Genomic DNA, 24,703 nt, shown 5'->3' with positions numbered 1-24,703 from the left:
CGATTAATCTCTTTAATCGATGATAGTTAGCGTATGTCCGTTCAATTCATATTTCAATCCTGTAAATTGAAGCATGCTCAACAACTCTGAAAGTTCTACGTCTTTAGGTATGGTTCCGGTATATGATATTTTTGAAGGCGTTCCTTTAAATACGACCTGGATATCATACCACCTAACCAATTGCCTGGCAATTTCTTTGATCTCCATATCCTTGAAGATAAAAAGGTCGTTTTTCCAGGCCATCACCGCTTCCAAATCGCAATTGTTATTTAACTTTATACCAGAAGGATCTACCAATGCTTGTTGTCCAGGCTTTAATAGCTGAGAAAATTTACCCGATGATAAGTGGATACTGCCTTCAATTAACGTTGTTTTCTGCTCGGCCTCATCGCCGTAAGCCATTACGTTAAAATGGGTACCTAACACCTTAATTTCCGTTCCTCCAGATTGTACCTTAAAGGGTTGTTTGGGATTCTTAGCTACTTCGAAATATACTTCGCCTGTCATCTGCACCACTCTTTCAGCACCCGTAAAAGCAGTTGGAAACCTTAAGCTCGATTTCGCGTTTAACCAGGCTTTAGTACCATCAGGCAAAACAACGCTGTATTTGCCACCAAGCGGTGTGGCAATCTTATTATAACTTATTTTAGCAGATGCAGATCCCGTATGCATTTTATAGCTGAGTTCGCCTTCAGCTGTTTTTACCACGCTCACATTTTGCTGGTCGGCCAGTGCACCAATTTTGGCTTCGGTTAATACCACAGATGATCCATCGCCCAATGTTAAAACCGCTCTATTGCCACCTGGCTTTATATGAACGGAATGCTGTAGTTTTGCATTTTGATTTTGTAGGTTAAGCTGCGCATTGTATCTCCAGATTAACACCGCAGCCAGAACCAGAGCGATTGATGCTGCCGCCCATAATATTGGATGTAGACGTATCGATTTTTTGGGAATTGATGTGATCTTTTGTTGTTCTTTAGTTTCGATATGGAGCAGAATGCGTTCAAAAATTTTATCTTCCACGAGCTTGCGCTGGTCATCAGAAAGGCCAACAAGATCTTCAGGTACCGCATCCATACTGTCAAACCATTGGTCTACTTCTTTTACCTCAGCAACCGTGCAATCACCAGAAAGATATTTTTTAAGTAAGGAAACGGGTATTGATCTGCCCATGTTGGTATGTAGTTATATTTGGTTCGTTAATAGTATAGTCGGGAAACCCAGGTCTTGCCCCCAAAAAAAAAATAAAAAAAATTTAAAACAATCTTTAAGTCAAGAATCGTTAGCTTGAAGATTGCTTCTTTCCTCAACATATTTATTGGAGCGCAGCGCCTGTGCTACACACAAAGTTTCTTCCCGTTTTTCGCTTATACGCTTCGCTGCCTCGTACCTCGTTGCTGCAGGGTATCGCTGCAACCGGGGCTAAATAGAGTCGATGCAGTGTTTCATCTTAGGAGGTGGTATGGCGCACAAACCTTTGTTTCTAAACCCGATAAAGCGGAATAGCCCGGAGCGCAGCGAGGACTATAAGCGATAGCGGGACTACAGGCCGCTCACACCATTAACCGCTCATTTCCTAATACTAAAATACTTTTATTGAAGCGCAAGGCTTTACCGCAGTAACCAGGCAAAACCAGAAGCAATCAAAATCACCTTGTAATGTACCCTAAAGTGTTTTAAGGCATTGGTAATATGGTTTTCTACGGTCTTTTCAGAAAGTCCCAGCAATTCGGCAATTTCCTTATTTGATTTATGCTCTTTCCTACTGAGTTCAAATACCCTTCTGCATTTGGCAGGCAACTTCGAAATCACGCCGTTGATTCCTTTTTCCAGCTCTTTTATAAATATGGTTTCTTCAGTGGTATTCGTAGCCTCCTGATAACTAAATGAAAGCAGTTCGAGGTAATTGTTCCTTGTGGCCTCTTTAGCCAGATAATCAATAATTGAATAGCGGATAGCGGAATGGAGATAAGCCTTTAAAGAGCCTGTGATATTTATTTTTTCCCGATTGAGCCAGAATGTGGTGAAGAAATTCTGGATAATCTCTTCTGCAGCTTCTTTAGACCTTAATCTTTTATTAGTGATGAGATACAAATCATACCAATACTTTGTATAAATTTTCTTGAAAGCAACCACTTCGTCCTCCCTCAACATTACGATCAGTTCTTCATCAGTATGATTGGGTTGGTTGCTCATAGCCAGTAAAATTATAAAAAAAATTGAATCCAAAACTACGAACATAAAGCCAAACCCGGCGATATATTAAAATGCTGATATTTATGGCATTTTGCTTTGATGATTCTAAAAATCTAATCTATAATTCTGATGCTAAAAAAAATGGAGGCTGTGTTATAAATATAGAATTGCAATCCTGAGAACCATGATTGTCTCAGCTATTCGTGGTGTCAGGTGTTTCTATCTGACACTGATATATTTCTCCCAAAATCTGTACTTCTGGAAAGCTTAATGTTATCAATATCTTCGAGAAATCGTCAATTGCGAGAATACTTTTCAGCCGGCAATCTGCCCCGATTTTATTTGTGGTGTCAGATGTTTCCATCTGACAATGGGATAATTCTCCCGCAATTTGTACTACTAGAGAACTTAACGTTATGGATATCCTTGAGAAATCGTCAATTGCGAGAATACTTTTCAGCAGAAAGTCTGCCCTGATTTCAAGAAGCAATCTTTAGCGCAAGGATCGCTAGCAGGAAAGATTGCTTCGTCGTTCCTCCTCGCAATGACGACATTTATTAGGTATCTATTCGTGGTGTCAGATGTTTCCATCTAACACTGGCTATAATTAAAATTTAGAATCAAAATTAAAGTAGATCGGATTAGATAGCGCCACCATTTTTTCGCTTAACGCTGCAGATTTTGGCACTTGAGGGTAATCAGTATTTTTACCTTCTACCGTAACGCGGTAATAGGTGCGGCCTTTTAAATCTGGTGTATCGGTAAACTGAAAAGCAGGAACCTGACCGCTAACCTGAAAGCTGTTCAGCTTTGCGCCATTCTTGATTACGGTAACAGTATATTGCGCTGCAGGTAATTTATTGCCAATCAATTGCACCTGAAACTTTATCGGTTTACCCTTTGAAATGGCATTATCACCCATCATCATTTCAAACTTACCGTTACCATTATAATCAGCATAAAACTCTACTCTTGGCGCATAAGGATTGGAACTAACAGCAGCTTTTCCATGATCTAAAGCATTTATAACTGCCTTAAGGCTACGTTCTTTTGCGAAAACCCAGGTTGTTGGCGTACCCACATAATTAAATTCTGCCTGATATGTATTTGCGCTCGGTTTTTCATCTGCCGTGGGCACACCATGATGGGTATCGCTTCCACCTCTGCCTGTCATCATTCTGCCCGAAGAAAGCATGTCATCCCAAATCATTATTGCGTTGGCATTCTTCGGCCAAACAGCCGAATTCCAGACCTCGATAGATTTAACCAAATCATAAGAAAAGCCAAAATTATCCTTTCCACTAGGATGATTTGCCGACAAATGAATCCCTAACGATTTCTTAACTTTCCCAATATTGACGTCGCGGGCATCCCTGATATTATATAAACGTTGATGGTCATACGGCTTATCAGAAAATACATTTCCATGCCCCCTGGTGGTTGTCCATTCGGCGCCATAAAGCAAAAGCAGCGAATCTGATTTAAATTCCGGATCGGCCCAGGTATGGTGCGCAACATCGCCATTAACATGATTATCATGGTCGGTTATGGCTAGATAATCCATCCCAACTGACTTTGAAAAATTAATAATTTTCGAAATCGAATTGTTGGATGATTCTGTACTGTGCCTCGAGTGTACGTGCAGATCGCCCTTTAACCAAACACCATTTTTATTTACGATTGCCGGAGGATTAGTAGTTTCCTGTGCCTGGAGATCAGTAGCATTTAAAAGTATAATAAGGCTAAATAATAATTGAAAAAAAATTAAACGAATTTTCATTGCTTGATTAAAATTTGGGATTAAAATGAGATTGTATCATAATCAGTGAATCTCCAGACAATTGTCACGTTTAGTGGATCGAAGCACAATAATGCAATTAATAAGTCTTTCTATAAAGCTACGACAGATTCTAAAGAAAAGTCGTCATCTCGACCGGAGCAACGCGTAGTGGAGAGATCTTTGAACTATGTTAAAAGATCTCTCCGCTGCGGTCGAGATGACGATTCATTCTAAACCTGTCATCCAACTTCTTTGTTTTTAACTAAAAACTGAATTCTACCATTGACAGACTCCAATAGAAAACCGTAAATGAAGATGTCCCGCAACCTTTCAATTTTCTGAATCATCAAGCTTTTACCAAAAACGCTTCAGGCATTTCTGCAGCTTTAAGCATAAAGTTATGCAGCTCGTAATTTTTAACAAAAGGTTTTAAATTTTCTGAACCCGGACCAAACATGGTTAATTCCACGTAGTCACCAGTATGATTCATTCCTGCCCATTGTACATCGGTATATTTACCCAAAATTTTGCCATACTCATAAAATGGCAGGTTTGATTCGTTGTAAAGCTGACCAGGAACAATATCCTTAAAATGAACCAATAAAGATTTTACATCTTCTGCTTTCATTTCAAAACCTTGATTTTCTTTTATCAGATCAATTATTTTCTGTTCGCTAAAGGATTGATTGAGCTGCGCCAAAAGCCAGGTATTACTATGTTTGAAGTTTTGAAGGCTATCGAACTTTTTATTGGCTTCATCTGCATAAAACAAACCAGGATTCGAATTACCATGATCTGTGGTAATGATCACCAATGTTTCGCCATCCTTTTCAGCAAATTCTATTACTTTTCCTACAGCTTCATCAAAAGCAAGCTGATCGAAGATTAAACCGCTCAAATCATTCGAATGTGCTGCCCAATCTACTTTACCCGCTTCAACCTGTAAAGCAAAACCATCTTTATGATCTTTCATTAGTTCGATCGCTTTCATAGTCATCTCTGCCAGTGTTGGTGTCGATTTTATGAGTTCCTGATCATGTAGTCTATCCACCTCGTAAGGCATTCCATCTTCTGCAAACAAACCCAAAACTGGTTTTGATTTATCTAAGGCTAACATCTCGGCCCTGTTTTCAGCAACTTTGTAGCCCTGTGTTAAATATTTCGGAATCACGTTTCCACCTGTCCTTTTCTTCCCGAAATATTTATGGCCGCCACCCATCATCACATCGAATTTCAGGCCTAAGTACATTTCTGCAATAATATCCTGTCCACCGCGGTTATCAATATTGATGCAAAAACCTGCCGGCGTTGCATGGGTAATAGGCACAGTGGTTACGCAACCAACTTTCTTACCTTTTTCTTTAAACTTTTGAAGAATTGGCTGTGGCTTTTCACCATTCATACCTACGTTTAGCGAACCGTTTCTTACGCGCATGCCCCCACCCCAGGATGAACTGGCTGCGGCAGAATCGGTAACTAAAGAACTTGCAGAAGCGGTATCCATTAGCGCTCTTACAGCTTTATTATCTCTATAGAGCCCTAACCATTTACTGCTTCTGCCGAATATGCGATTAGAATAGATATCGGCCATATTCAGCGTTCCGATACTCATCCCATCACTCACCATCATAATGATGTTTTTAGCTTTTTTACGTCCAACTATAGGCGAAGCAATTACATCTTTCATACCCACAAAAGGCAAACCTAAACCGGTTAATAAACCTCCTTTTAATAACGATCTTCTATTCATACCTATTCTTAATTTTTAAATAAAGGGTTGGCTCTAAAGTATTTTCCACCAGCAAAACTGATGGCATAATCTGATTTAAAGTGTTTACTCTTTTTATAATAATCTGTTGTAATAATTTGGGCGCCCGATTTACAGGCTGCTTCGAAATCACTCCAATCATTATTTCTGGCTTGCTTTGTATCGGCATCTGCTCTGGTTCTAATGATGTAGCCTTTCTTTACCAATTCAGGAATCTGTTCATCCTTCGGATTATTCCGGATCATTAAAGCGGCCTCCGGCGTTCCTGGTTCTGCATTGGCAAAGAGTACACGGCCTTTAAGTGATGGATGCCCCTGAATGTAGGTAGCGCGTTTTCGGTCCTTGGCATCCAGAACAAAAAGGAATTTACCTTTCGCCTGACTAAGCTTCGGCCAGTTTTTGGCCAGAACAGCTTCTTCCAAAGTGTTGTATTTACCTCGAATCATATCAGGATTTATGATATGTTCCTTTCCTAAATGTTCAATAATTACCGCATCCAGCTCATCAAAAGTTTTACTGGTGAAAATTTCAGGCTGTGTAAATCCTTTACGTTTTATCGAATCGTCTTTAACTTCTAATGTGATAAAAACAGGCGTATGGTCTGGATGAGCTTCCGACCATTCCTTTAATTGCTGTAATGCAATTACAAAAGTTAGTGCCGACGACCTGAAATCTAAATCCGGAACATGAAATACCTTAAATCCGGGTTTATTCATTTCACCGTCTTTATCGAATTCTGGTTGCCCCTTTACCTGTTCAAAACCTCTGGGATGGGCGTATTTACCACCTTTCTCATCAGCATAAACATCGATTTCGAGATTTCTTAAACCCATATTTAATTGCTCGGGCATAGGAATATGTTCATAATCCAGACTGTTGGCAGCTGCCGAATCCTGTGATTTTATAACATTGAACAAAGCCGGATTGATGGCTTGCTTATAACTGTTATGCGAACCGATTACCTGTATCTGATTGATTGGCAAATCGTCCTTTTTATTAATTAAAGCAATTGCGGGCAATACCAGCAATACACCAACACAGGTAATCAGTTTCATATTTTTAATTTAGTAGCCAGGGTTCTGTTTTAAATTGCTATTAAGCTTTAGTTCGTTAGCAGGAATCGGGTAGATTCTTCTGGTGATATCTTTATTCATTTTTAAGACATCGTTTGGTAAAGGGTATTCTGTTTCGAACTGCCCAAAACGAATCAGATCGTTTCTTCTCCAGGCTTCCCAACTAAATTCGCGTGCACGCTCATCAAGTAAATCCTGCAAACTTACTGCGCTAGCCGTTTCTGCACCTGCACGGGCCCTTATTTTATTTAACAATAAAAGTGGTGTTTGTAATTCGCCATTTACCGTAGTTGCTGTTGCGCCTCTTAATATGGCTTCGGCTTTCATTAACATTACATCGGCAAGACGTAAAACCGGCATATCGTTTCCGTTTAACCTGGTAGCCTGAATGGCATTTGGATCTGGCCAGTATTTTACTGAGCGGACACCTTTTGCCTGATCAGCAACCGTATTACCTAAATCCATTGGTTTACCTGGTTTTAAAATAAGGTCAGGGGTAATCTCAATTTGCGTTGTTGTTCCTGCAACATAAACAGGTTTGGTTAAATCAGGTTTACGGTTTGCATCCGGTGCATATTGCTTACCAATTAACCAGAAGCTGTTGCGAATATCGTTTGTCAAATTGAAGCGGTTATAATATTCAGGCGTAGTACTCATCGAGATACTGAAACCAACATTTATGCCGTAAGCTGCTGCTAAAGCCGGGTAAAAACCAAACCTCGTGATTTGATTACCAGGAATTTGCTGATCATAAGGGATTGCAAAAATGGTCTCGTTAACCAATGGACCGTTGTTCACATCGAAAATATCGCTATATTTTGCATCAAGACTATAATTGCTGTTTTTCAAAATGTTATCAGCCATGATAACGGCATCTGCATACCTTGGTTTGCCGGTATAAACCTCAGCATTTAAATACATTTTCTCAAGCAATGCATAGGCCATAGCCTGTGTTGGTCTTCCATAAACCAGAACCCTGTTATTATTGTCTTTTACCGGTAATTGCGCAACAACAGCTAATAGTTCTTTTTCTATGAATTCAAATACCTTTTCACGGGTTTGGTTACCGGGAAGGGTGTTAACTGGAAAAGTATCGATAATGGGTACATTACCATACAAATCCATCATAAAATAATAATACAAGGCCCGCATTGCTCTTACTTCCGCTAAACTGCTTGCTTTTGAAGCTTCAGATGCAACTGACTCGGTTGTAAGGTTAATTAAGCGGTTGCAATTATTAATACCGCCGAAGCCCCACTGCCAAATGTCCCTTACATTTGGATGATCGATTGTCCAGGTGTGGTAATGCAACTGGCGGTACTGGCCCCCATCATCAAAATTCCCATCACGTGCAGGCAGGATAGCCGCATCGGTAGAAAGTTCCTGCATTCTCCAATAAGGCACGCCGTACTGTGATGATAAATTAGAATACATGGTGCCAAAAAGTGCCGAATAATCTGCGTTTGTAGTTGGAAAATTTTCCTTTACATACTGAGATTCTACATCGACATCTAACTTGCTGCATGATTCCAATACCATCAGACAAGCCAGAATATTAAATAAGATTATAAACTTTTTCATTTTTGTGTTTTTTAGAATGATGCAGTTACACCAAAGCTGAATGTTCTTGTTTTTGGATAATAATTATTGTTATCGATACCTGGCGTTAAGCCTCCAATGTTGATTTCAGGGTCGATACCAGTGTAGTTTGTAATCACAAATAAATTGTTTGCGGTTACATATAACCTGATGGCCTTAATAGATGGGTTTTTTGGTCTGATGGTATAACCTAGCGTTGCATTGTCTAAACGCAGGTAAGAACCGCTTTCTATAAAACGATCAGATATTAAATAGGCAATATTGTCGTTAAAAGATTCGCCCAAAGTAAAACGAGGAATATTCTGGTTCTTAGCGCCAGCAGGATTATTTAGTGATGCTTTGGTTGCATTTAAAATTTTATTGCCCAATACGCCGCGAACAAGGAAATTTAAATCCCAGTTTTTGTAATTGAACCTATTTGCCCAGCCGTAAATTAACTTTGGTTGTGCATCTCCTGCAATTTTAGCATCCGTTGTTAAGGGTTGCGTGGCAATAGTTTGGCCAGCAGCATTAATATAAGTACTTACGCCAGACGCATTTTTACCTGCATAATTCCATAAGTTAAAAGTACCCAAAGCATAACCTGGTTGTATGATTTGACTGAAATTTCCAGACTGACCCTGACCACCCAGCGATGCTGTCCTGATCAAATCGATTTTATAGAAATCATCAGATAAGGTTTCAACTACGTTTTTGTTGTGTGCGATATTTGGAGAAGTTGTCCACTTAAAATTATCAGTTTTGACCGCTACAGCATTTAACGAAAACTCAACACCGGTATTTTTGATTTTACCTACATTGGCTGTAATGGTTGGCAGGAAAAATTGTGTTGTAGAAACTTCGTAACGATCGTAAATTAAATCAGAAGTTTTCTTCACATAAAAATCAACTGAACCTGTAATTCTGTCCTTAAATAAACCAAAATCTAAACCGATGTTGGTAGTTGCCGTACTTTCCCATTTCAAATCCGGATTCGGATTTCTTACCGGGCCAATTGCATTGCTAATGTTGCCATTGTTTAAAAACTTGTTGCTTCCCGAAAGTGTTCCATAAATTAACAATGAAGAGAAAGCATCAAAGCCTAAACTGTTACCCGACACACCATAACCTGCACGTAGTTTTAAATCGCTGATTACCGGAACAGTTTTCATAAAATCCTCGCCAATAATTCTCCATCCGGCAGATACTGCAGGGAATAAACCCCAACGGTTATTCTTACCAAAAGCTGAAGAACCATCATCTCTTAACGATGCTTGAAAAAGATACTTTTCATTATAATTGTACTGAACCCTGCCGTAGTATGATATTAATCTTAAAGTAGATATAGGCGCATCATTGAAAGCTATTTGTGATAACAAACTGGGGTTAGAAAGAAATAGGTTATTGTAACTTAAATTATCATTTGAAAAATTTTGCGTTCTTACACCAAAACCATCATTGGTCCTGTCTTCCTGCCATGAATAACCGCCAAGTAATTTTAAACTGTGCTTGCCAAAGGTTTTATCATAATTGAAATAGCCCTCCAATACCTGGCTTTTATTTAAAATATCAATTTTTTGCGCTTGTCCGTTAACACCCCTGGCTAAACCAGATTGGCTGTTTAGGTAACTGCTGTAACTGTTCTGGTCCCGTTGCGAAGAGATACTAGCTGTAAACCGCAAGCCATCAATAATATTCACCTGCACCATCCCGTTAATCAGGGTTTTATTGTTTAGGTTGTCAAAAATGTTATTGTCTACAATCGATAAAGGATTTCTTGTACCACTTCCTATACGGTTATAGTTTTCTTTATAAGTACCATCAGTATTAAACGGACTAACTGTTGGCAAAAAGAAAAGCATATTTGGTAATGCCTGAGATTGATTAATATCTGAGCTTTTGGAATTGCTGTTTGTAATTGTTAAACCAAGTTTTAAACGGTCGTTAAAAAATTTTTCGTTAAGGTATGCCCTGACAACAGTTCTTCTTAATGATGTGTTTTTTAAGATCCCTTTATTATCCAGATAGTTTACACTCGCCCCATAATCAGAAGATTGACCTGCCCCTCCGTAAGAAAGGTTATGGTTTTGCGAATAACCTGTTCTTTCGAGCAACGATTGCCAATTGGTGTCGGAACCGTCATCATCAACAGGATTTAAAGTCTGCTTATTATCAACAAGATATTGTCTTAACTCAGGTGCCGAAAGCATATCATACTTTTTGGATACCTTTTCAACTGCAGCATATCCACTGTATGATAAACGGGCTTGCCCGCTTTTAGATCTCTTGGTTGTTACGATGATAACGCCGTTTGCTGCCCTTGAACCATAAATAGCCGTGGAAGAAGCGTCTTTAAGGATATCAATATTTTCGATGTCAGCAGGCGCAAGCAGATCAATCGAAGCCCCTGGAACGCCATCAATAACATAAAATGGTTCCTGCGCAGCACCTTCTCTTAAGGTAGAAGGTCCACGTAATATTGTTGATGGCTTAGCATTTGGATCGCCACTTTTAGTTACATTTAAACCGGCAACCTTTCCCTGTAAAAGTTGTGCCGGGTTTACCATAACGCCCTGATTAAACTCTTCTGATTTTATTGAAGTCACCGCACCAGTTACATCTTTTTTATTCGCGGTACCATAACCGATTACCACAACATCTTTCAAATTTTGATTATCTGGCATAAGCGTTACGTTAATCCGCGTTTGATTGCCAACAGATACTTCCTTTGATATACTGCCCAGCATGGAAAAAACTAAAACGTTTGATGATTTTGCCGAAATGTTATAGTTTCCATCAAGATTGGTAGAAGTTCCGCCTGTAGAACCTTTTATTCTTACGGTTACACCAGGAATTGGCTGGTTTGTCTCATCAACAACTCTACCGCTGATGTTCTGCGTATTTTGCGCAATTACATTTACAGAGAATAACATGAGCATAATCAATAAACCCTGCAGCCTGCATACCTCGGTAAAGTAAATCAGTTTGTACATTTTTTTCATGAATGAATAATTTATAGTTTGTTTGCATTAGCCAGAACGGCAACTCATTTCGGCCAAAACCTAATGACTAATTTGCCACAAAGATGAGCTTGCCTGGTTAGGAATTTATAATGTAAAAAATACTGAATTGTTAAATTCCAGAAGAAAACGGCATCGAAATGTTAAGAAAACCCCTATTAAACTTCATGTTAAACTTTTTAATTTAACATGAAGTTTAAAAATCAACTATTCGTGGTCTCAGATGTTTCCATCTGATACTGATATAATTCTTCCTAAGTTTGTACTCCTGGAGAACTTAACGTTGTGGGATTTCCTTGAGAAATGAGTATTGCGAGAAGGCTGCTGGTTCCTATTAAGACCCTGGCGGTGGTGGCAGATGTTTCCATCTGCCGCAGATATGGCATTCCCGAGAATAAAATTCAGGGTAACTATCGCATTTTTATTTGTATAGTATAAGCTGTCTCTGTCTGACACTCCTATTCGAATTGCATTAACCTTTAATCTGAAGGATAATAAAAAATCAGATGAACTAAATTTAATTCGCTTTTCATACCCACTTCAGACCGCTAGTGTAGTTTTGAATCATAAAGTTATTTAAAATCAAAAAGAAAAGCATATGAAAAGTCAAATCAAAAAAACAGCAATAACCGCGTGTTTCGCGCTGATGAGTATCGTAACCTTCGCACAAGTACGCCCAAATGATAACCCTCCGACACCACCGGCAGGTGGCCCTGGAGAAATGCTTCCTCATCCTGGACGAAACAGAGGTGGTTTGGAAGGCGGTGGTTTAAAAGTTTTAACCTCGCTGAACGGAAAGGTTATTGCCTATCAAACGAATGACAGGTATATCTATAATCGTTTCACCTTGCAAAATGGCAGCCAGGTAATCACAGTCAGATTCCCGGAACAATTGGGTAAACAACTAATAAATGCTGCAGCTAAGGGCAAATCGGTAACTGTAAAAGGCTTTACTGATAATGGTCCAGATGGCGTTAACGTATTCCAGATGGCAAGCTTATCGGTTGATGGAACACAAATAGTGGATACGCCACCAAGTACACCTATTGTACCGGTTAGTGCAACGCCTGGAACATTTACAGGAAAAATCAATGATTTTAAACGTGATCAGGGCGGTGCAATCCGTGGGCTTAGCCTCGATAACAAGGTAGAAATAGATTTACCGCCGCATGCGGTTGAACAGTTACAACCTTTATTAAAAACAGGAGATAAAGTAAAGGTGACCGGCATTAAAGACACACCTCCATCAGGTGTAGTATTGGAGTCTGGCGCACCAACCATTATTCACCCGGAAACCATCGAGATCAATGGACAGACTTATTTGTTAAGATAATCCAGTTAGATTGGGAGAGCGAAATATCTCTCCAATCTTAAATTAATTAAGGTGCGTATGAACTAATTGGCTGCTTCGCTGTTAACTGATAAAATATATGCATATTTTGCAGGTTGTATGAAAATGGAGCAAGATAATGACTCACCATATGAGCCAATAAAGATGAAAAATTACCGCCCACTGCTGGTCGTAATCATTATTTTGCTGTTGGTCATTATCTGGTTGTTAATTAACCCTCCGGTACCTTTATTACCGAAACCACCCGTTGTTCATCATAACAGGCCGCAATTGGAACTGCCGCATAAGCAAAGGGTAATTACCGGGATTGTTACCAGCTATAGGAACAATCCTCATTTAGATATCAATGCCCTGGAATTGAAAACAGAAAAATCTGGCTTAATCACAATTGATTTTCGACCGCATACAGCTGCATGGGTAACCAAAATTGGTGCTATTGGTAAGCCGGTTACGGTAACTTATGGCTTAAACCCTAGCGATGAGGTAGTTGGCTACCAATTAATAGCCATTAAGAACAATAAAACAGGCATCAGTCAGACGCTCGATAATTTACCCCCACCGCCTGATGTTCCAAATCATCAAACAGAAAAATTTAATCTGGAGAAGCCAGTTTTGATCACAGACCAATACGGTGGAATTGTGGCGCTCAGAAAGAATAACCTGTTATTTCACTTTAAACCAGGGCTGGTAGATGATATCGCACACCTTATTAAAGAAAGTAACACCTTTCATCTGGAAGCGGTAAGGCGGCAGGATGACCAAGGTTTTATTAACATCAATCATGACAAAGTATATATTGTGCTCCGCATTACGATAGATAACAAAACATTCCTGGTAAGATGAAAATATTATTGATAGAAGATGAGTTAAAGTTAGCAGGATTTATTGCCGACGGCCTTACGCAGGCAGGTCACGTCTGTGATCTGGTTGCTGATGGCAACAAAGGGTTGGAAATGGCTATGGTTGGTCATTATGATCTTATCCTATTGGATATGATGTTGCCCTCTCTTAATGGCCTGGAGGTTCTAAAAAACCTGCGCAGCTTTAATAATCAAACCCAGGTAATTATCATTAGTGCACTGAACGATACAGAACATGTGATAAACGGGCTTGACCATGGCGCTATTGATTATCTTAAAAAGCCGTTTGAACTTGATGAATTGTTAGCCAGGATCCGTTCTGTACAACGCCGGTCATTGGCGCAGGGTTCACTGAAATTACAGGTGGCAGACCTTAGGGTAGACCTGTTAACCAGGGAAGTTAGCCGTGCCGGCAAAGCAGTTATACTGAGTAACCGTGAATTTGCCCTCTTGGAATTTCTGCTTGCTAACCAAAACAAAGTGGTAACAAAATCACAGATCCTCGAAAAAGTATGGGATATAAACTTCGATCCGGGTAGCAATGTAATAGAAGTACACCTTTACCAGCTTCGGAAAAAAATGGACAGAGGTTACGATGAAGAATTGATCCATACGGTTGTTGGTCGGGGATATATATTGAAAGGTGACGTAAAACAAGGTTAAATGAAAATAGGAAAGCGTCAGTTCGGTATCAAATTAAAAATAACGGTAGCGTTCAGCCTGATTTTTATCTTGCTAAGTTTATCTTTCAACCTTTACTGTTACCGGAAAATCAGGATGCTGATGATATCCGACAATGATGCTTATTTAATAGCCAGGGCCCAAACACTTTTAGATAAAACCGAAGTATTACCTGCAATTATTCCTTTGCCAGATAATAATACTTCCATTAGGGTATTATACCATTCAGCGGGAAAACCCATTGTCGTTTTTCAATCCCCCGGAATCATTAAAAATATCCGTACCCCCACAAAAACGGGCGTAACCGATACTTTGGGCATGAGGGTTGCCTACGTGGTGAGTAGCAATGAGGATAATCCCGCCGAATTGATGCTAGTACGCAGTGCAGATCATTTAGACAGCAACTTACGATACCTGCTCTTATTGCTTTTTGCCTGTAGCTTGCTCAGTGTTTTGCTTGCCGGTTTAATTGCCTATATCTTATCTTTTTATTTATTACAGCCCGTGCAGCGTATTATTAACGCGGCTAAACTCATCAATGCGCACAAACTCAGGGATGTTATTCCGGTGAAGAAAACGAATGATGAACTGCAGGAATTAACGGAAACCATAAATATGATGCTGGTGAGAATTGATGAATCTTTACAACAGCAACAAAACTTTTTTGCCTCTGCATCGCACGAATTAAAAACTCCCCTAGCCATTATGCGTGCCGAAATTGAAGTTCAGCTATCGAAACCTGAATTGACACCAGCGTTATCAAACCTGATGAAGAGCCAGCTTGCTGAAATTAACAGGCTGCAACAGGTAGTACAGGAATTCTTGTTGGTAAGCCAGTTAAAGAGTAGTGGTATTACCTTGCATAAGCAACAAATAGATCTTTCTTTGGTTATACTTCGGTTATTTAACAGGTTACAACCGTTTTTGCAGCAAAAAAGTTTAAAGTCAAAGATTGATTTTGATCAGGATGCCGAAACTTTTTTAATCGTTGCCGATGATGACAAACTGAATATCTTACTGATGAACCTCGTCGAAAATGCAATCAAATATGCTGTTCCAGGTACCACAATCAATTGTTCTGTGCAGCAGTCTACGTTTAAAGATCATATCGCCATAAGTTTTAAAAACACCATCAGCGAAGAAAGTTTCCCAACCGAAAACCTCCAAAATGCTTTCCACAGGGAAGCTATAGATTCAAATGGCGCTGGCATTGGCCTTTGGCTGGTTAAAGAGATTACGCACTTACATCATGGAAATTTCCGCGTGGAAAGCAGCAACTTTGCTTTTGAAGCAATAGTTGACTTACCAATTAGCGCATAGCTTTTTGGCACTAATCTAAAACCTGTACTGCACCAATTTAATATGAAGAAAAATTAATTCCACAAATCAGCAACACAAAACACTGATTTACAGTTATTTAATTAAAATGTTCTTATTTAGGGTTTAAACATAATGATGCACATGGTGTTAAGCAAATCGTATGAGCAAACAACTAGCTAAAGGCGTAACAGATAAGCGGATTATCTGGCCCTTACAATCTCTTAATTTTTTCATGGCCGATCTCCAGGCAGGGATAGGTCCGTTTTTAGGCATCTTCCTTTTAGCACATGGCTGGAAAAGCGGACTAATCGGCTCAGTGATGACCATTGGTGGAGTTGCCGGGATGATCATGACTATTCCAGCGGGCGCATTAATTGATGCCACCAAAAGGAAACGGTTTTATGTGGTTATATCTGCAATCTTCACCATACTGGCATCAGGAATAATCTTATTCACCCAGGAGTTTTGGCTGGTTAGTATTTCGCAAGTGGCAACAGCTATAGCCGGGTCGGCTATTGGGCCGGCTATAATCGGTATTACACTAGGCATAGTCAAACAAAAAGGTTTTAACAAGCAAAATGGTTATAACCAGGCATTCAACCACGCAGGCAATGTAGTCGGTTCTGCACTTTCTGGTTACCTCGGTTATAAATTTGGCATCACGGCCATATTCTTGCTCGCTGCTTTTTTTGGTTTATTGTCCATTATTTCAGTCTTATTGATTCCGGCTAAATCCATTGATGATCATGTAGCAAGAGGCATGAAAGAAGGAGAAAAAAATGAAAAAGCCAGTGGATTTAAAGTATTATTTCAATGTAAATCATTATTGGTATTGGCAGGCGCATTAGCCTTTTTTCATTTGGGTAACGGTGCGATGCTACCCCTCTATGGACTCGCCGCTGCTGCCAATGGCCATGGTAACGCTTCCGTGTTTGTGGCCATGACCATTATCATTGCACAATTGGTCATGATCGGTACATCATTACTGGCCATGAAGATGGCAGATAAAAGAGGTTACTGGTTGGTCTTATTCATTTCTTTCCTATCCTTACCTATACGTGGCTTATTTGCCGCCTACATGCACAGTCACATAGGCATTTACCCCGTACAAATTTTAGACGGAATTGGAGCGGGCCTGCAAAGTGTTGCCGTTCCTGGCTTGGTTGCGCATATACTAAATGGTACAGGAAGGGTAAATATCGGACAAGGCGCAGTAATGACGGTACAAGGCCTGGGTGCTTCATTTAGTCCGGCAATTGGAGGCTGGATAGCTGAGGGGATAGGTTATAATACTACTTTTATGATCCTGGGTGCATTTGCCATTGGTTCCATCCTATTGTGGATCATCTTCGCAAAAACCATTAAGGAAGCCTGCTAACCCACATTCATTTCAATATAACAGATCGCTATGAACGAACTTTATTATATAGGAATAAAAATCCACGTCATATGATCACAGTAGAGGTCTACATGATCTTTAAAACAATTAGCTATACAAAATAATTTATGAGTTCAGCCCCATTAATCTTCGCTCATTTAGGAGATTTACACATTACTAAAGCCAAAGAACAGAATTACATAGACCTGCTTTCAATTATAGCTCAAATTGAGACAGAATTGAATGGCCAGCTTGATTTCGTCTTTTTACCTGGCGACAATGCCGATAACGGTTTACCAGAGCAATATAAATTAGTAGCCACAGCCCTTAAAATGTTAAGCATACCAGTTTATATAATTGCAGGCGACCACGATATGGAACAAGGGAGCCTTGATAATATGTATAAAATGCCTCAAACCCAAAAACTTCCGCTATCTGTATTACACAAGGGTAACAGGTGCCTGTTTATTGATGTCTGCGGATTTGGAAGCGGCGGTCCTGATTTTAGGCTAGGTATGGAACAACTAGAATGGCTGGAAAAAGAATTGATTGCGGCTGCGGCTAATGAAGAGACAATTCTTTTGTTTATGCACGTTTTTCCTGCTGATTTAAAATCAACGGAAGAGCAGCAATCACTGAATAAGATGTTAGAAAAATATGATGTTACGCTGGTGGATATGGGACACACGCATTATAACGAGATCGCCAATAACGGTCAAACCATTTTTACAGCGACCAGATCAACCGGACAGATTGAGGAAGGCCCGGTTGGTTATTCGATCATTACTGTCCATAAATCTGCGGTTAGCTGGCGTTTTAAACAACTGGCAGAACCTTTTCCATTGATAATGCTTACCTGGCCAACTGATTACCGTTTATTGAATAGGAAAACCCAAACAATAGAAGAAGTATATGAAGCTTCAGCTGTAATACTGGGTTCAAGAAAAGTCTCATCAGTATTATGCAAATCTGGTTTATCTGATTGGCAAAATATGACCTTTGAAGAAAAAGATGGAATATGGAAGGCCAAAGTCGAAGTTTTAGAGCAACCTTTAACTAATTTAACGATCAAAGCGACTGATGTTACAGGCCGTCCTGGCATTTGGAGTATACAGCCCGCTACAACTAATTATATTTTACCCAAAAAATTTAAAGATGGCAGCGATGCAGATACGATAGGTATCTGGGCCGAAAACGGGATCATGGGTACACAACTTGGGCCTAACCGTAACGGAAAACCCATATCTTAGCTATAAAATATGAACAACATACTCATCTGGATTATTTCTTTCCTCGCAATAGCGGGTGTAATCATCAGGCCTTTTAAAGTTACCGAAGCAGTATATGCCATCATTGGAGCTACCTTATTATTATTATTTCAGTTGATTACCTTTTCTGATGCCTTTTCAGGGATAGCGAAAGGTTTAGATGTTTATTTATTTCTAACGGGAATGATGTTGCTGGCTGAAACCGCCCGGGAAGAAAAACTATTCGACTGGCTGGCCGCCCATGCCACTTTAAGGGCCAGGGGATCATCAGGAAAATTATTTTTGCTCATCTATCTGGTTGGTGTGGTTGTAACCACATTCCTTTCCAATGATGCTACGGCAGTTGTGCTAACCCCAGCCGTGGCAGCTGCAGTTAAAGCAGCTAAAGTAGAAAAACCTCTGCCCTATTTATTAATCTGTGCATTCATTGCCAATGCAGCTTCTTTTATGCTGCCCATTTCTAACCCTGCAAATTTGGTGATTTATGGCACACATATGCCATCCTTAATGCATTGGCTCGGTCTGTATCTCATCCCATCCATATGTGCCATTACCGTTACTTATTTTATGCTCCGGCTCTCTCAGCGAGAATGTTTTAAACAAAAAATAATAACGGAGATTGATTTACCTGAATTAAGCCGTGGCGGTAAGACAGCTTTAATCGGAATCTGTGGAACTGCAGTAGTTTTATTGGCCGCTTCTGCTTTGAATATTGAACTTGGATTGCCTACCTTAATTACTGGTGTTGCCACTAGTGCAATTGTATTGGCCAGTGCAAGAAAAAATCCGGTGAGTGTAATTAAAGGGATATCATGGGCAGTGCTTCCTTTAGTAGCAGGCTTATTTGTAGTGGTAGAAGCTTTAAATAAAACCGGGATGACACAGCATTTAAGTGCGTTGCTAAATGGTGCGATAGCACAGTCTGAAACGGCAGCCGTGTGGCTTAGTGGTACGGTGACAGCAGTAGCCTGCAATTTAATGAATAATTTACCTGCCGGATTAATAGCAGGTAGTGTATTGCAAAATGCGCACACACCAGATATGGTTAAAAGTGCAGTATTAATTGGTGTTGACCTCGGCCCCAACCTCTCCATAACCGGTTCGCTGGCAACCATCCTGTGGCTGGTGGCTTTAAGAAGAGAGGGACAGGAAGTAAGTGCCTGGACATTTTTAAAATTGGGAAGCGTAATTATGACTACCGCATTGATAGCTGCCATACTATCCTTATGGATTTGATCTGTTAACCTGAACTGGATAATTATTTAATGAAACAACTGTTTTTATAACCGACTCTGACTAGATCAATTCGTCATGCTGAATTCATTTCAGCATCTTTTTAGCAAGAAAGACCCAGAAATAAATCCGATAGCTAGCTATCGGATCAGGATGATGACCGACTTAAATCAAAAGCTGGTTTAAGCTACCAAAAGTAGTTCAAAGATTTCTCCAATGCGGTCGAAATGACGATTTATCCTAATCTGTTATCTCTAAAGTCTTGTTTCTGCAAAAAAATGACCTTTCCTAATTGCCTTAACATTATAATCCATTCCCAACAGCATAAGGCACAAAAAATGCAGGCGACATCCATCAACCTGCATTAGTCATCATTAACCTATAAGATGTTTTTACTTAGTGCGTCCGTCAAATATTTCTTTGATTTTCGCTTCTAAGGCTGCACCTCTAAGCTCTTTAGCGATAATTTTTCCACTCGGATCAATTAAAAAATTCATAGGAATAGCTTTAACATCATATTTAGCCGCCGCCTCGTTTTCCCATCCTTTTAAATCGCCAACCTGTTTCCAGGTCAATTTATCATCAGTAATGGCTTTAAGCCATTTCGCTTTATCTGCCGCCTTATCCATAGATACGCCTAAAATTTCAAACCCTTTTGATTTATATTGCTCATAAACCTTAACCAGGTTAGGATTCTCTCTCCGGCATGGTGCGCACCATGATGCCCAGAAATCAATCAGCACATATTTTCCCTTATAATCAGAAAGCTTCACCATTTTACCGTCAACATCAGGTTGGGTAAAATCCTGCGCATCTACGCCCTCCTGTGTTTTTTTAAAGTGTGCGATACGCTCAGCAACTTGCTTTCCCAAAAAAGAAGACTTCAGTTCAGGAGAAATATTTGCGAAGATTTTTTCCATCTCTATGGCATCGAAACCCGGACCTAAGGTTGAATTAAGCGCCATCAAAGCCATATACTTCGAAGGATTTTGCTTCACATAGTTAATTTTGGCATCAAAAATCTCTTGCTCTATCACTTTTGCTCTTTTTTCGAGGTCCATGATATAGGTTTTATCCTGTTTTTTAGCTTCTGGCTGATCAGCAAATTCCTTTTCCAGCGCTCCCAGTTTTCCATAAATAGGACCTAAAAGGGCATCAACTCTTTTACTTTCATCCGTTAAAGTTGAGCCTTTAATGGTAGCTGTTTTAATGGAATCTTTTCCGGTAATGGTGATGTTTTCATTTCCTAAAATGATCGCCATGCCATCAATTTTAATCCGTCTTCCGGGTGTATCGATAGATTTGTCGTGCTTCAAACGAAGCGTAGCCTCCATTGGTGATGGAACTGAACCTTTAAATGTGAAAGCCCCGTTAACCAGTTCTACTGAATCTAGTTTTTCCTTTCCTTCCAGTTTAGTTAACAGAAAGGCTTTTGCTGGTTTGCCCAATTTGCCGATCTGGCCTTTGATCACATAGCCTGTTTGTGCAGAGGCAACAAAAGCACTGATCACTAATGTTGCTGCTAATAATGTTTTTTTCATGGTTTATTGATTATTTTTTCGTGCTTTTGGATGGAGCGGTTGTATTTTTAGAAGGTTTAGCTTCCAGGAACTGGTTATAAATCTTTTGGTTATTTAAGATATCCAATGCTGTACTAAAAGCAGTACTCGCTTCATTTCGAATCCGAAGCGCGTAGCCTTTACCTAAGTAGAGCATATCGGCCATTTCTGCCTTCAATTCTACAGCAATGGTTTTTCTCGCTACCTTATCCGTTACCGGTGGCAGTTTAAGCCCTTGCTTAATTGCGCTGGTCATGATTTGATCAATCATTTGCTCATCTATGTTAAAGGAATGATCAAAAGCATCAAAGTCAGCATATTTATCGGTTAAGTTTTTTCGGTTTTGTTGTACATAATTGAAAGCCGCCTGGGTTACTCGTCCGCTATTCATTAGTTTATTTAACCATGCGCTGTAAATTGCCGTATCAATTGGTATGAACTTATCGGGCATAATCCCGCCGCCGCCATAAACTGTTCTTTTATTTAAGAGGGTTGTGTGTTTTAAAGAATCTGGAAAGTTGATGTGTCCGCCTTCAGTAAGTTCACCAGAGGCCATACGCCTGTTAAAATCTTCAAAGTAATCTGTTTTCCCTTTAGCGTAAGATTTTTGAATCGATCTGCCCGATGGCGTATAATAACGTGCTGCCGTCAATTTGATTACAGAACCATCGCTCAATTCAAGGCCTTTTTGCATGATGCCTTTACCAAAGCTTCGTCTGCCAATTACCACAGCCCTATCCCAATCCTGTAGAGCGCCTGTTAATATTTCGCTTGACGATGCCGTTGACTCATCGATCAAAACCATCAGATCGCCCGTCATAAACTGGCCAAAACCTCCAGTCATATAATTATCTTTTACGCCGGAGTTGGTTACTGAATAGAAAACCAGTTTTTCCTTGGCTAAAAATTCATCTGCCACACCAATAGCAGCTTCAACAAGTCCGCCACCATTAGATTGTAAATCCAGGATTAATTTGGTCATGCCTAAAGCTTTTAACTTCTTTAGTGCTGCATCCATTTCCCTTCTGGTTGACTGGCTAAAAATAGCCAGCGAAATGTAGCCTACATTTTTGTTGACCATGTAACTGGTATTGATGGAAAGATCAGCGATCTGTTCCCTCATTACATTAAATTCGAGCGGTGCGGTTTGCAACTTCCGCATAATGCCTAACTTAACGGCCTTCCCTTTTTCGCCACGAAGCAGTCGCATCACATCCTGGTTTCTTAAACCTCTACCAAAAATAGAGGCTCCGTCAACCGTACTAATCCGGTCGCCTACCTGTAAACCTGCCCTTGCTGCCGGGCCGTCAGGATTGATACCCGTTATAAAGGTACTATCAGCCACCATCGCAAATGAGATACCGATACCGGCAAAACTGCCGGTCATTTGCTCATTCATGGCTTCGATTTCTTCGCGGCTAATGTAGCTGGAATGCGGATCGAGGCTGCTTAACATCGCTTTAATAGCTGCATCTACAACCTGCTCGTCATTTACGGGATCTACATAATTATCCTGAATAAGTTTAAGTGCATCCTGTAATTTTATTTTCGGATTCATTTGTGCATGGGCATTATAGCTAATCAATAGCACAAGGATGCTCCAAAATATTTTCGCTCTCTTCATTTTATTATTTCTCTGCTCTTAATATTTCAATCGCGGTAGATAATTCATTGCTTAACTGACTCGGACTACCGGAATATCCTTCTGAGCTGTAGCGCACTATGCCGTTCTTAACGATGATTTTGCGTGGGATAGATGACTGTTTAAACAGTGGTAAAAGGCTCTTAAATACCTGATCTTGCTCTCCTGTTGAACTAATAGCATCATGCAAAAGGTTGAAACGAAAGCCCTGACTTTTTACGTAGTTTACAGATTTAGCTTTGTAATCGCCAGTTTGCATCGTGCCGATCATGTAAATGCCAATTTGTGGGTCTTTAGCATACTGGTCAACCAGAAGTTGCATACCAGGGAAAGCTTCAATGCATGGTCTGCACCAGGTTGCCCAGAAATCGATCACCACAATCTTGTCGGCCCAATCTTTAGAATTAACCATTTTGCCGTCGGCATTTTCTAAACTAAATGGCGTGAGCGGATAATTAACCATGTTCGACATTACATGTGCCCGCATTTCATTTTTCTTGTTAGATGGCATTAAACCAGCAATATACTGCTCATAGCCTTTTTCCTCGCCTTTGTGTTCGCTTTTATATACTTCCTTTAATTTGGCAAACATTTCAGGAGTAACCGCATTGGCTGCTACGCTGTTTTCAAGCAAAGGTTTAATGGCCTGGTCATCTTTCAGTTCGCTCAATACACGAAGATGCATGGCATTCATATCGGCATTACCATAAGTGCCCTCTTTAGATAGGTACTGAAAAAAGTTTTTTGCTGCGGCGAAATCTTTTTGGTTGACGGCTAACGCAACATGAGTAAATAAACGATTATCCATTTGCTTATCGGCGTTTTCCTGTGCTTTTACCGCATCCCTACCGAAGTCGGTTAGATAAGACTGATCACGCTGGCGTTCCAACAGGTAAGGAATAATCTTTTTGCTTAACTCATAAAGTAATTTATAATCGGCTTTACCTGACATGGACATTTGATTACGCGTGATATTCCAGCGGTAGATTTCGTTTGCAGTTTTAAAATCAATATCCTTAAAGAGTCCTAAAAATTTTTCATTTTCCCCGTCTTCAAAGTATTGTGTTGCTAAATTTCTGTATATTGTATAGTAAACAAATTCCTGGCTGTCTGGAGATTTCTTCCATTCCATATATGGAAAAGCTTTCAGAAAATCTTCAGCACCTGCTTCGAAATCCTTTCCGTATTTTCCCTCCGTATATTTTCTGAAGGCTAAAAACCTGGCCGTGCTGCTTTTTGGGTAATCTTTCAAAATAACTGATTTCACTGCTGCTGAACCACTTTCATTTTTCAACTTTTCGTAATAGCGTTGTGCCTGCGCCAAAAACTGTTCGTTAAGATTCCCATTTTTTAGTTCACTTTTTAACAGATTATCAGCCATTGCGCTGAACTCAGAAGCGGGCATAGTGAGCTGTTTGAGATCCAGATAATTAAACAAAAGTGTTCTTGGTATACGTTTAGAAAGCTTTTCTTCCTTTTGCAGCAAAGAGTCAATCATCTTTTGATCCTTAGAAGCACTAACAAAGCTGTTTAGCGTCCAATCGCCTGTTGCGCCTGCTTTGAAACTGGCTTCTGCCAGGTAGGTACCCGGAACTATTTTTCCCTTAGTATCCACAACATGATGGTAATAACCTTTACCATTTTGATTGTCGATCGCTTCAGGATTCTGAAGGTCATCACCCTGATAAAATTTCAAAGCGATTAATACGGCATTTTCCGGAAGCTGATAGCTTCCAGTCCACATTTCGTTCTTTTTCGCTAACTGAACCGGAACAGTATTCCATTTGCTACCGCTGTATACTGCCGCGAGTGCTTTAGGCCCGTCACTAAATTCGAGATCGCCACCTTTCGGCTGGTATTGAAAGCTGATTTTCTGGTTTTGCTTTAGTATTTCGGGCTGCCAGGTTACCGTTTGTGCAGCTAACTGCTGCCCGAAAAACGGGCAAAGCAGTAGCATGCATTTTCTAAAAAAATGTCTTTTCATGGATTGATT

17 protein-coding genes are annotated in these 24,703 nt (G+C 40.0%); 7 read left to right on the top strand and 10 right to left on the bottom strand.

All coding sequences use genetic code 11. The features are described 5' to 3' along the window. Window positions 1-12: 12 nt before the first annotated feature. From OQX63_RS10305 to OQX63_RS10275, 7 genes are all read right to left on the bottom strand, one after another. Window positions 13-1,176, bottom strand: coding sequence for a FecR family protein (locus OQX63_RS10305; RefSeq protein ID WP_265850788.1), 1,164 nt, complete (start codon window positions 1,174-1,176; stop codon window positions 13-15). Window positions 1,177-1,614: 438 nt separating this feature from the next. Continuing rightward, window positions 1,615-2,199, bottom strand: coding sequence for an RNA polymerase sigma-70 factor (locus OQX63_RS10300; protein ID WP_265850787.1), 585 nt, complete (start codon window positions 2,197-2,199; stop codon window positions 1,615-1,617). Window positions 2,200-2,806: 607 nt separating this feature from the next. Further along, window positions 2,807-3,979: a CehA/McbA family metallohydrolase gene (locus tag OQX63_RS10295; protein WP_265850786.1), complete on the bottom strand. Its 1,173-nt coding sequence runs from the start codon at window positions 3,977-3,979 to the stop codon at window positions 2,807-2,809. Window positions 3,980-4,325: 346 nt separating this feature from the next. Further along, window positions 4,326-5,729, bottom strand: coding sequence for an alkaline phosphatase (locus OQX63_RS10290; protein WP_265850785.1), 1,404 nt, complete (start codon window positions 5,727-5,729; stop codon window positions 4,326-4,328). Window positions 5,730-5,737: 8 nt separating this feature from the next. Further along, window positions 5,738-6,802, bottom strand: a complete 1,065-nt coding sequence (locus tag OQX63_RS10285) for a phosphatidylinositol-specific phospholipase C1-like protein (protein ID WP_265850784.1) — start codon at window positions 6,800-6,802, stop codon at window positions 5,738-5,740. A 9-nt stretch (window positions 6,803-6,811) separates the two neighbouring features. Next, window positions 6,812-8,401 carry a RagB/SusD family nutrient uptake outer membrane protein gene (locus OQX63_RS10280; RefSeq protein ID WP_265850783.1) on the bottom strand — a complete coding sequence of 530 codons (1,590 nt, stop codon included), beginning with the start codon at window positions 8,399-8,401 and terminating at the stop codon, window positions 6,812-6,814. Window positions 8,402-8,412: 11 nt separating this feature from the next. After that, window positions 8,413-11,400 (bottom strand): SusC/RagA family TonB-linked outer membrane protein, encoded by a 2,988-nt coding sequence (locus OQX63_RS10275; protein WP_265850782.1) that lies wholly within the window; start codon window positions 11,398-11,400, stop codon window positions 8,413-8,415. Between the two features lie 616 nt (window positions 11,401-12,016). Between OQX63_RS10275 and OQX63_RS10270 the strand changes: the two genes are divergently transcribed. The 7 genes from OQX63_RS10270 to OQX63_RS10240 all read left to right on the top strand — a co-directional run bounded on the left by OQX63_RS10270 (window position 12,017) and on the right by OQX63_RS10240 (window position 19,512). Next, entirely contained in the window at window positions 12,017-12,751 is a 735-nt protein-coding gene (locus OQX63_RS10270) for a hypothetical protein (protein ID WP_265850781.1), read from the top strand. Window positions 12,752-12,913: 162 nt separating this feature from the next. After that, window positions 12,914-13,612, top strand: a complete 699-nt coding sequence (locus OQX63_RS10265; RefSeq protein WP_265850780.1) for a hypothetical protein — start codon at window positions 12,914-12,916, stop codon at window positions 13,610-13,612. After that, window positions 13,609-14,292 (top strand): response regulator transcription factor, encoded by a 684-nt coding sequence (locus OQX63_RS10260; protein WP_265850779.1) that lies wholly within the window; start codon window positions 13,609-13,611, stop codon window positions 14,290-14,292. Before OQX63_RS10265 ends, OQX63_RS10260 begins: the two co-directional genes overlap by 4 nt. Continuing rightward, window positions 14,293-15,630, top strand: coding sequence for an ATP-binding protein (locus OQX63_RS10255; protein WP_265850778.1), 1,338 nt, complete (start codon window positions 14,293-14,295; stop codon window positions 15,628-15,630). 160 nt (window positions 15,631-15,790) lie between these two features. Further along, a complete protein-coding gene (locus OQX63_RS10250) occupies window positions 15,791-17,008 on the top strand; it encodes an MFS transporter (protein ID WP_265850777.1) in 1,218 nt (405 codons plus the stop codon). Window positions 17,009-17,136: 128 nt separating this feature from the next. Beyond that, on the top strand, window positions 17,137-18,258 hold the full coding sequence (locus OQX63_RS10245) for a metallophosphoesterase family protein (RefSeq protein ID WP_265850776.1): 1,122 nt from the start codon (window positions 17,137-17,139) through the stop codon (window positions 18,256-18,258). A gap of 9 nt (window positions 18,259-18,267) precedes the next feature. Further along, a complete protein-coding gene (locus OQX63_RS10240) occupies window positions 18,268-19,512 on the top strand; it encodes an arsenic transporter (protein ID WP_265850775.1) in 1,245 nt (414 codons plus the stop codon). A 389-nt stretch (window positions 19,513-19,901) separates the two neighbouring features. Here the strand turns inward: OQX63_RS10240 and OQX63_RS10235 are convergent, their stop codons facing one another. From OQX63_RS10235 to OQX63_RS10225, 3 genes are read right to left on the bottom strand one after another with little or no spacing between them, the layout of a single operon-like run. After that, window positions 19,902-21,050 (bottom strand): AhpC/TSA family protein, encoded by a 1,149-nt coding sequence (locus OQX63_RS10235; RefSeq protein ID WP_265850774.1) that lies wholly within the window; start codon window positions 21,048-21,050, stop codon window positions 19,902-19,904. A 10-nt stretch (window positions 21,051-21,060) separates the two neighbouring features. Next, window positions 21,061-22,692: a S41 family peptidase gene (locus OQX63_RS10230; RefSeq protein ID WP_265850773.1), complete on the bottom strand. Its 1,632-nt coding sequence runs from the start codon at window positions 22,690-22,692 to the stop codon at window positions 21,061-21,063. A gap of 4 nt (window positions 22,693-22,696) precedes the next feature. Then, on the bottom strand, window positions 22,697-24,694 hold the full coding sequence (locus OQX63_RS10225; RefSeq protein WP_265850772.1) for a TlpA family protein disulfide reductase: 1,998 nt from the start codon (window positions 24,692-24,694) through the stop codon (window positions 22,697-22,699). Window positions 24,695-24,703: the final 9 nt, after the last annotated feature.

Source organism: Pedobacter sp. PF22-3, assembly GCF_026239555.1.
Taxonomy (GTDB): domain Bacteria; phylum Bacteroidota; class Bacteroidia; order Sphingobacteriales; family Sphingobacteriaceae; genus Pedobacter.
The sequence above is the reverse complement of the archived record's forward strand: the minus strand, read 5'-3'. Positions and strand labels throughout refer to the sequence as shown.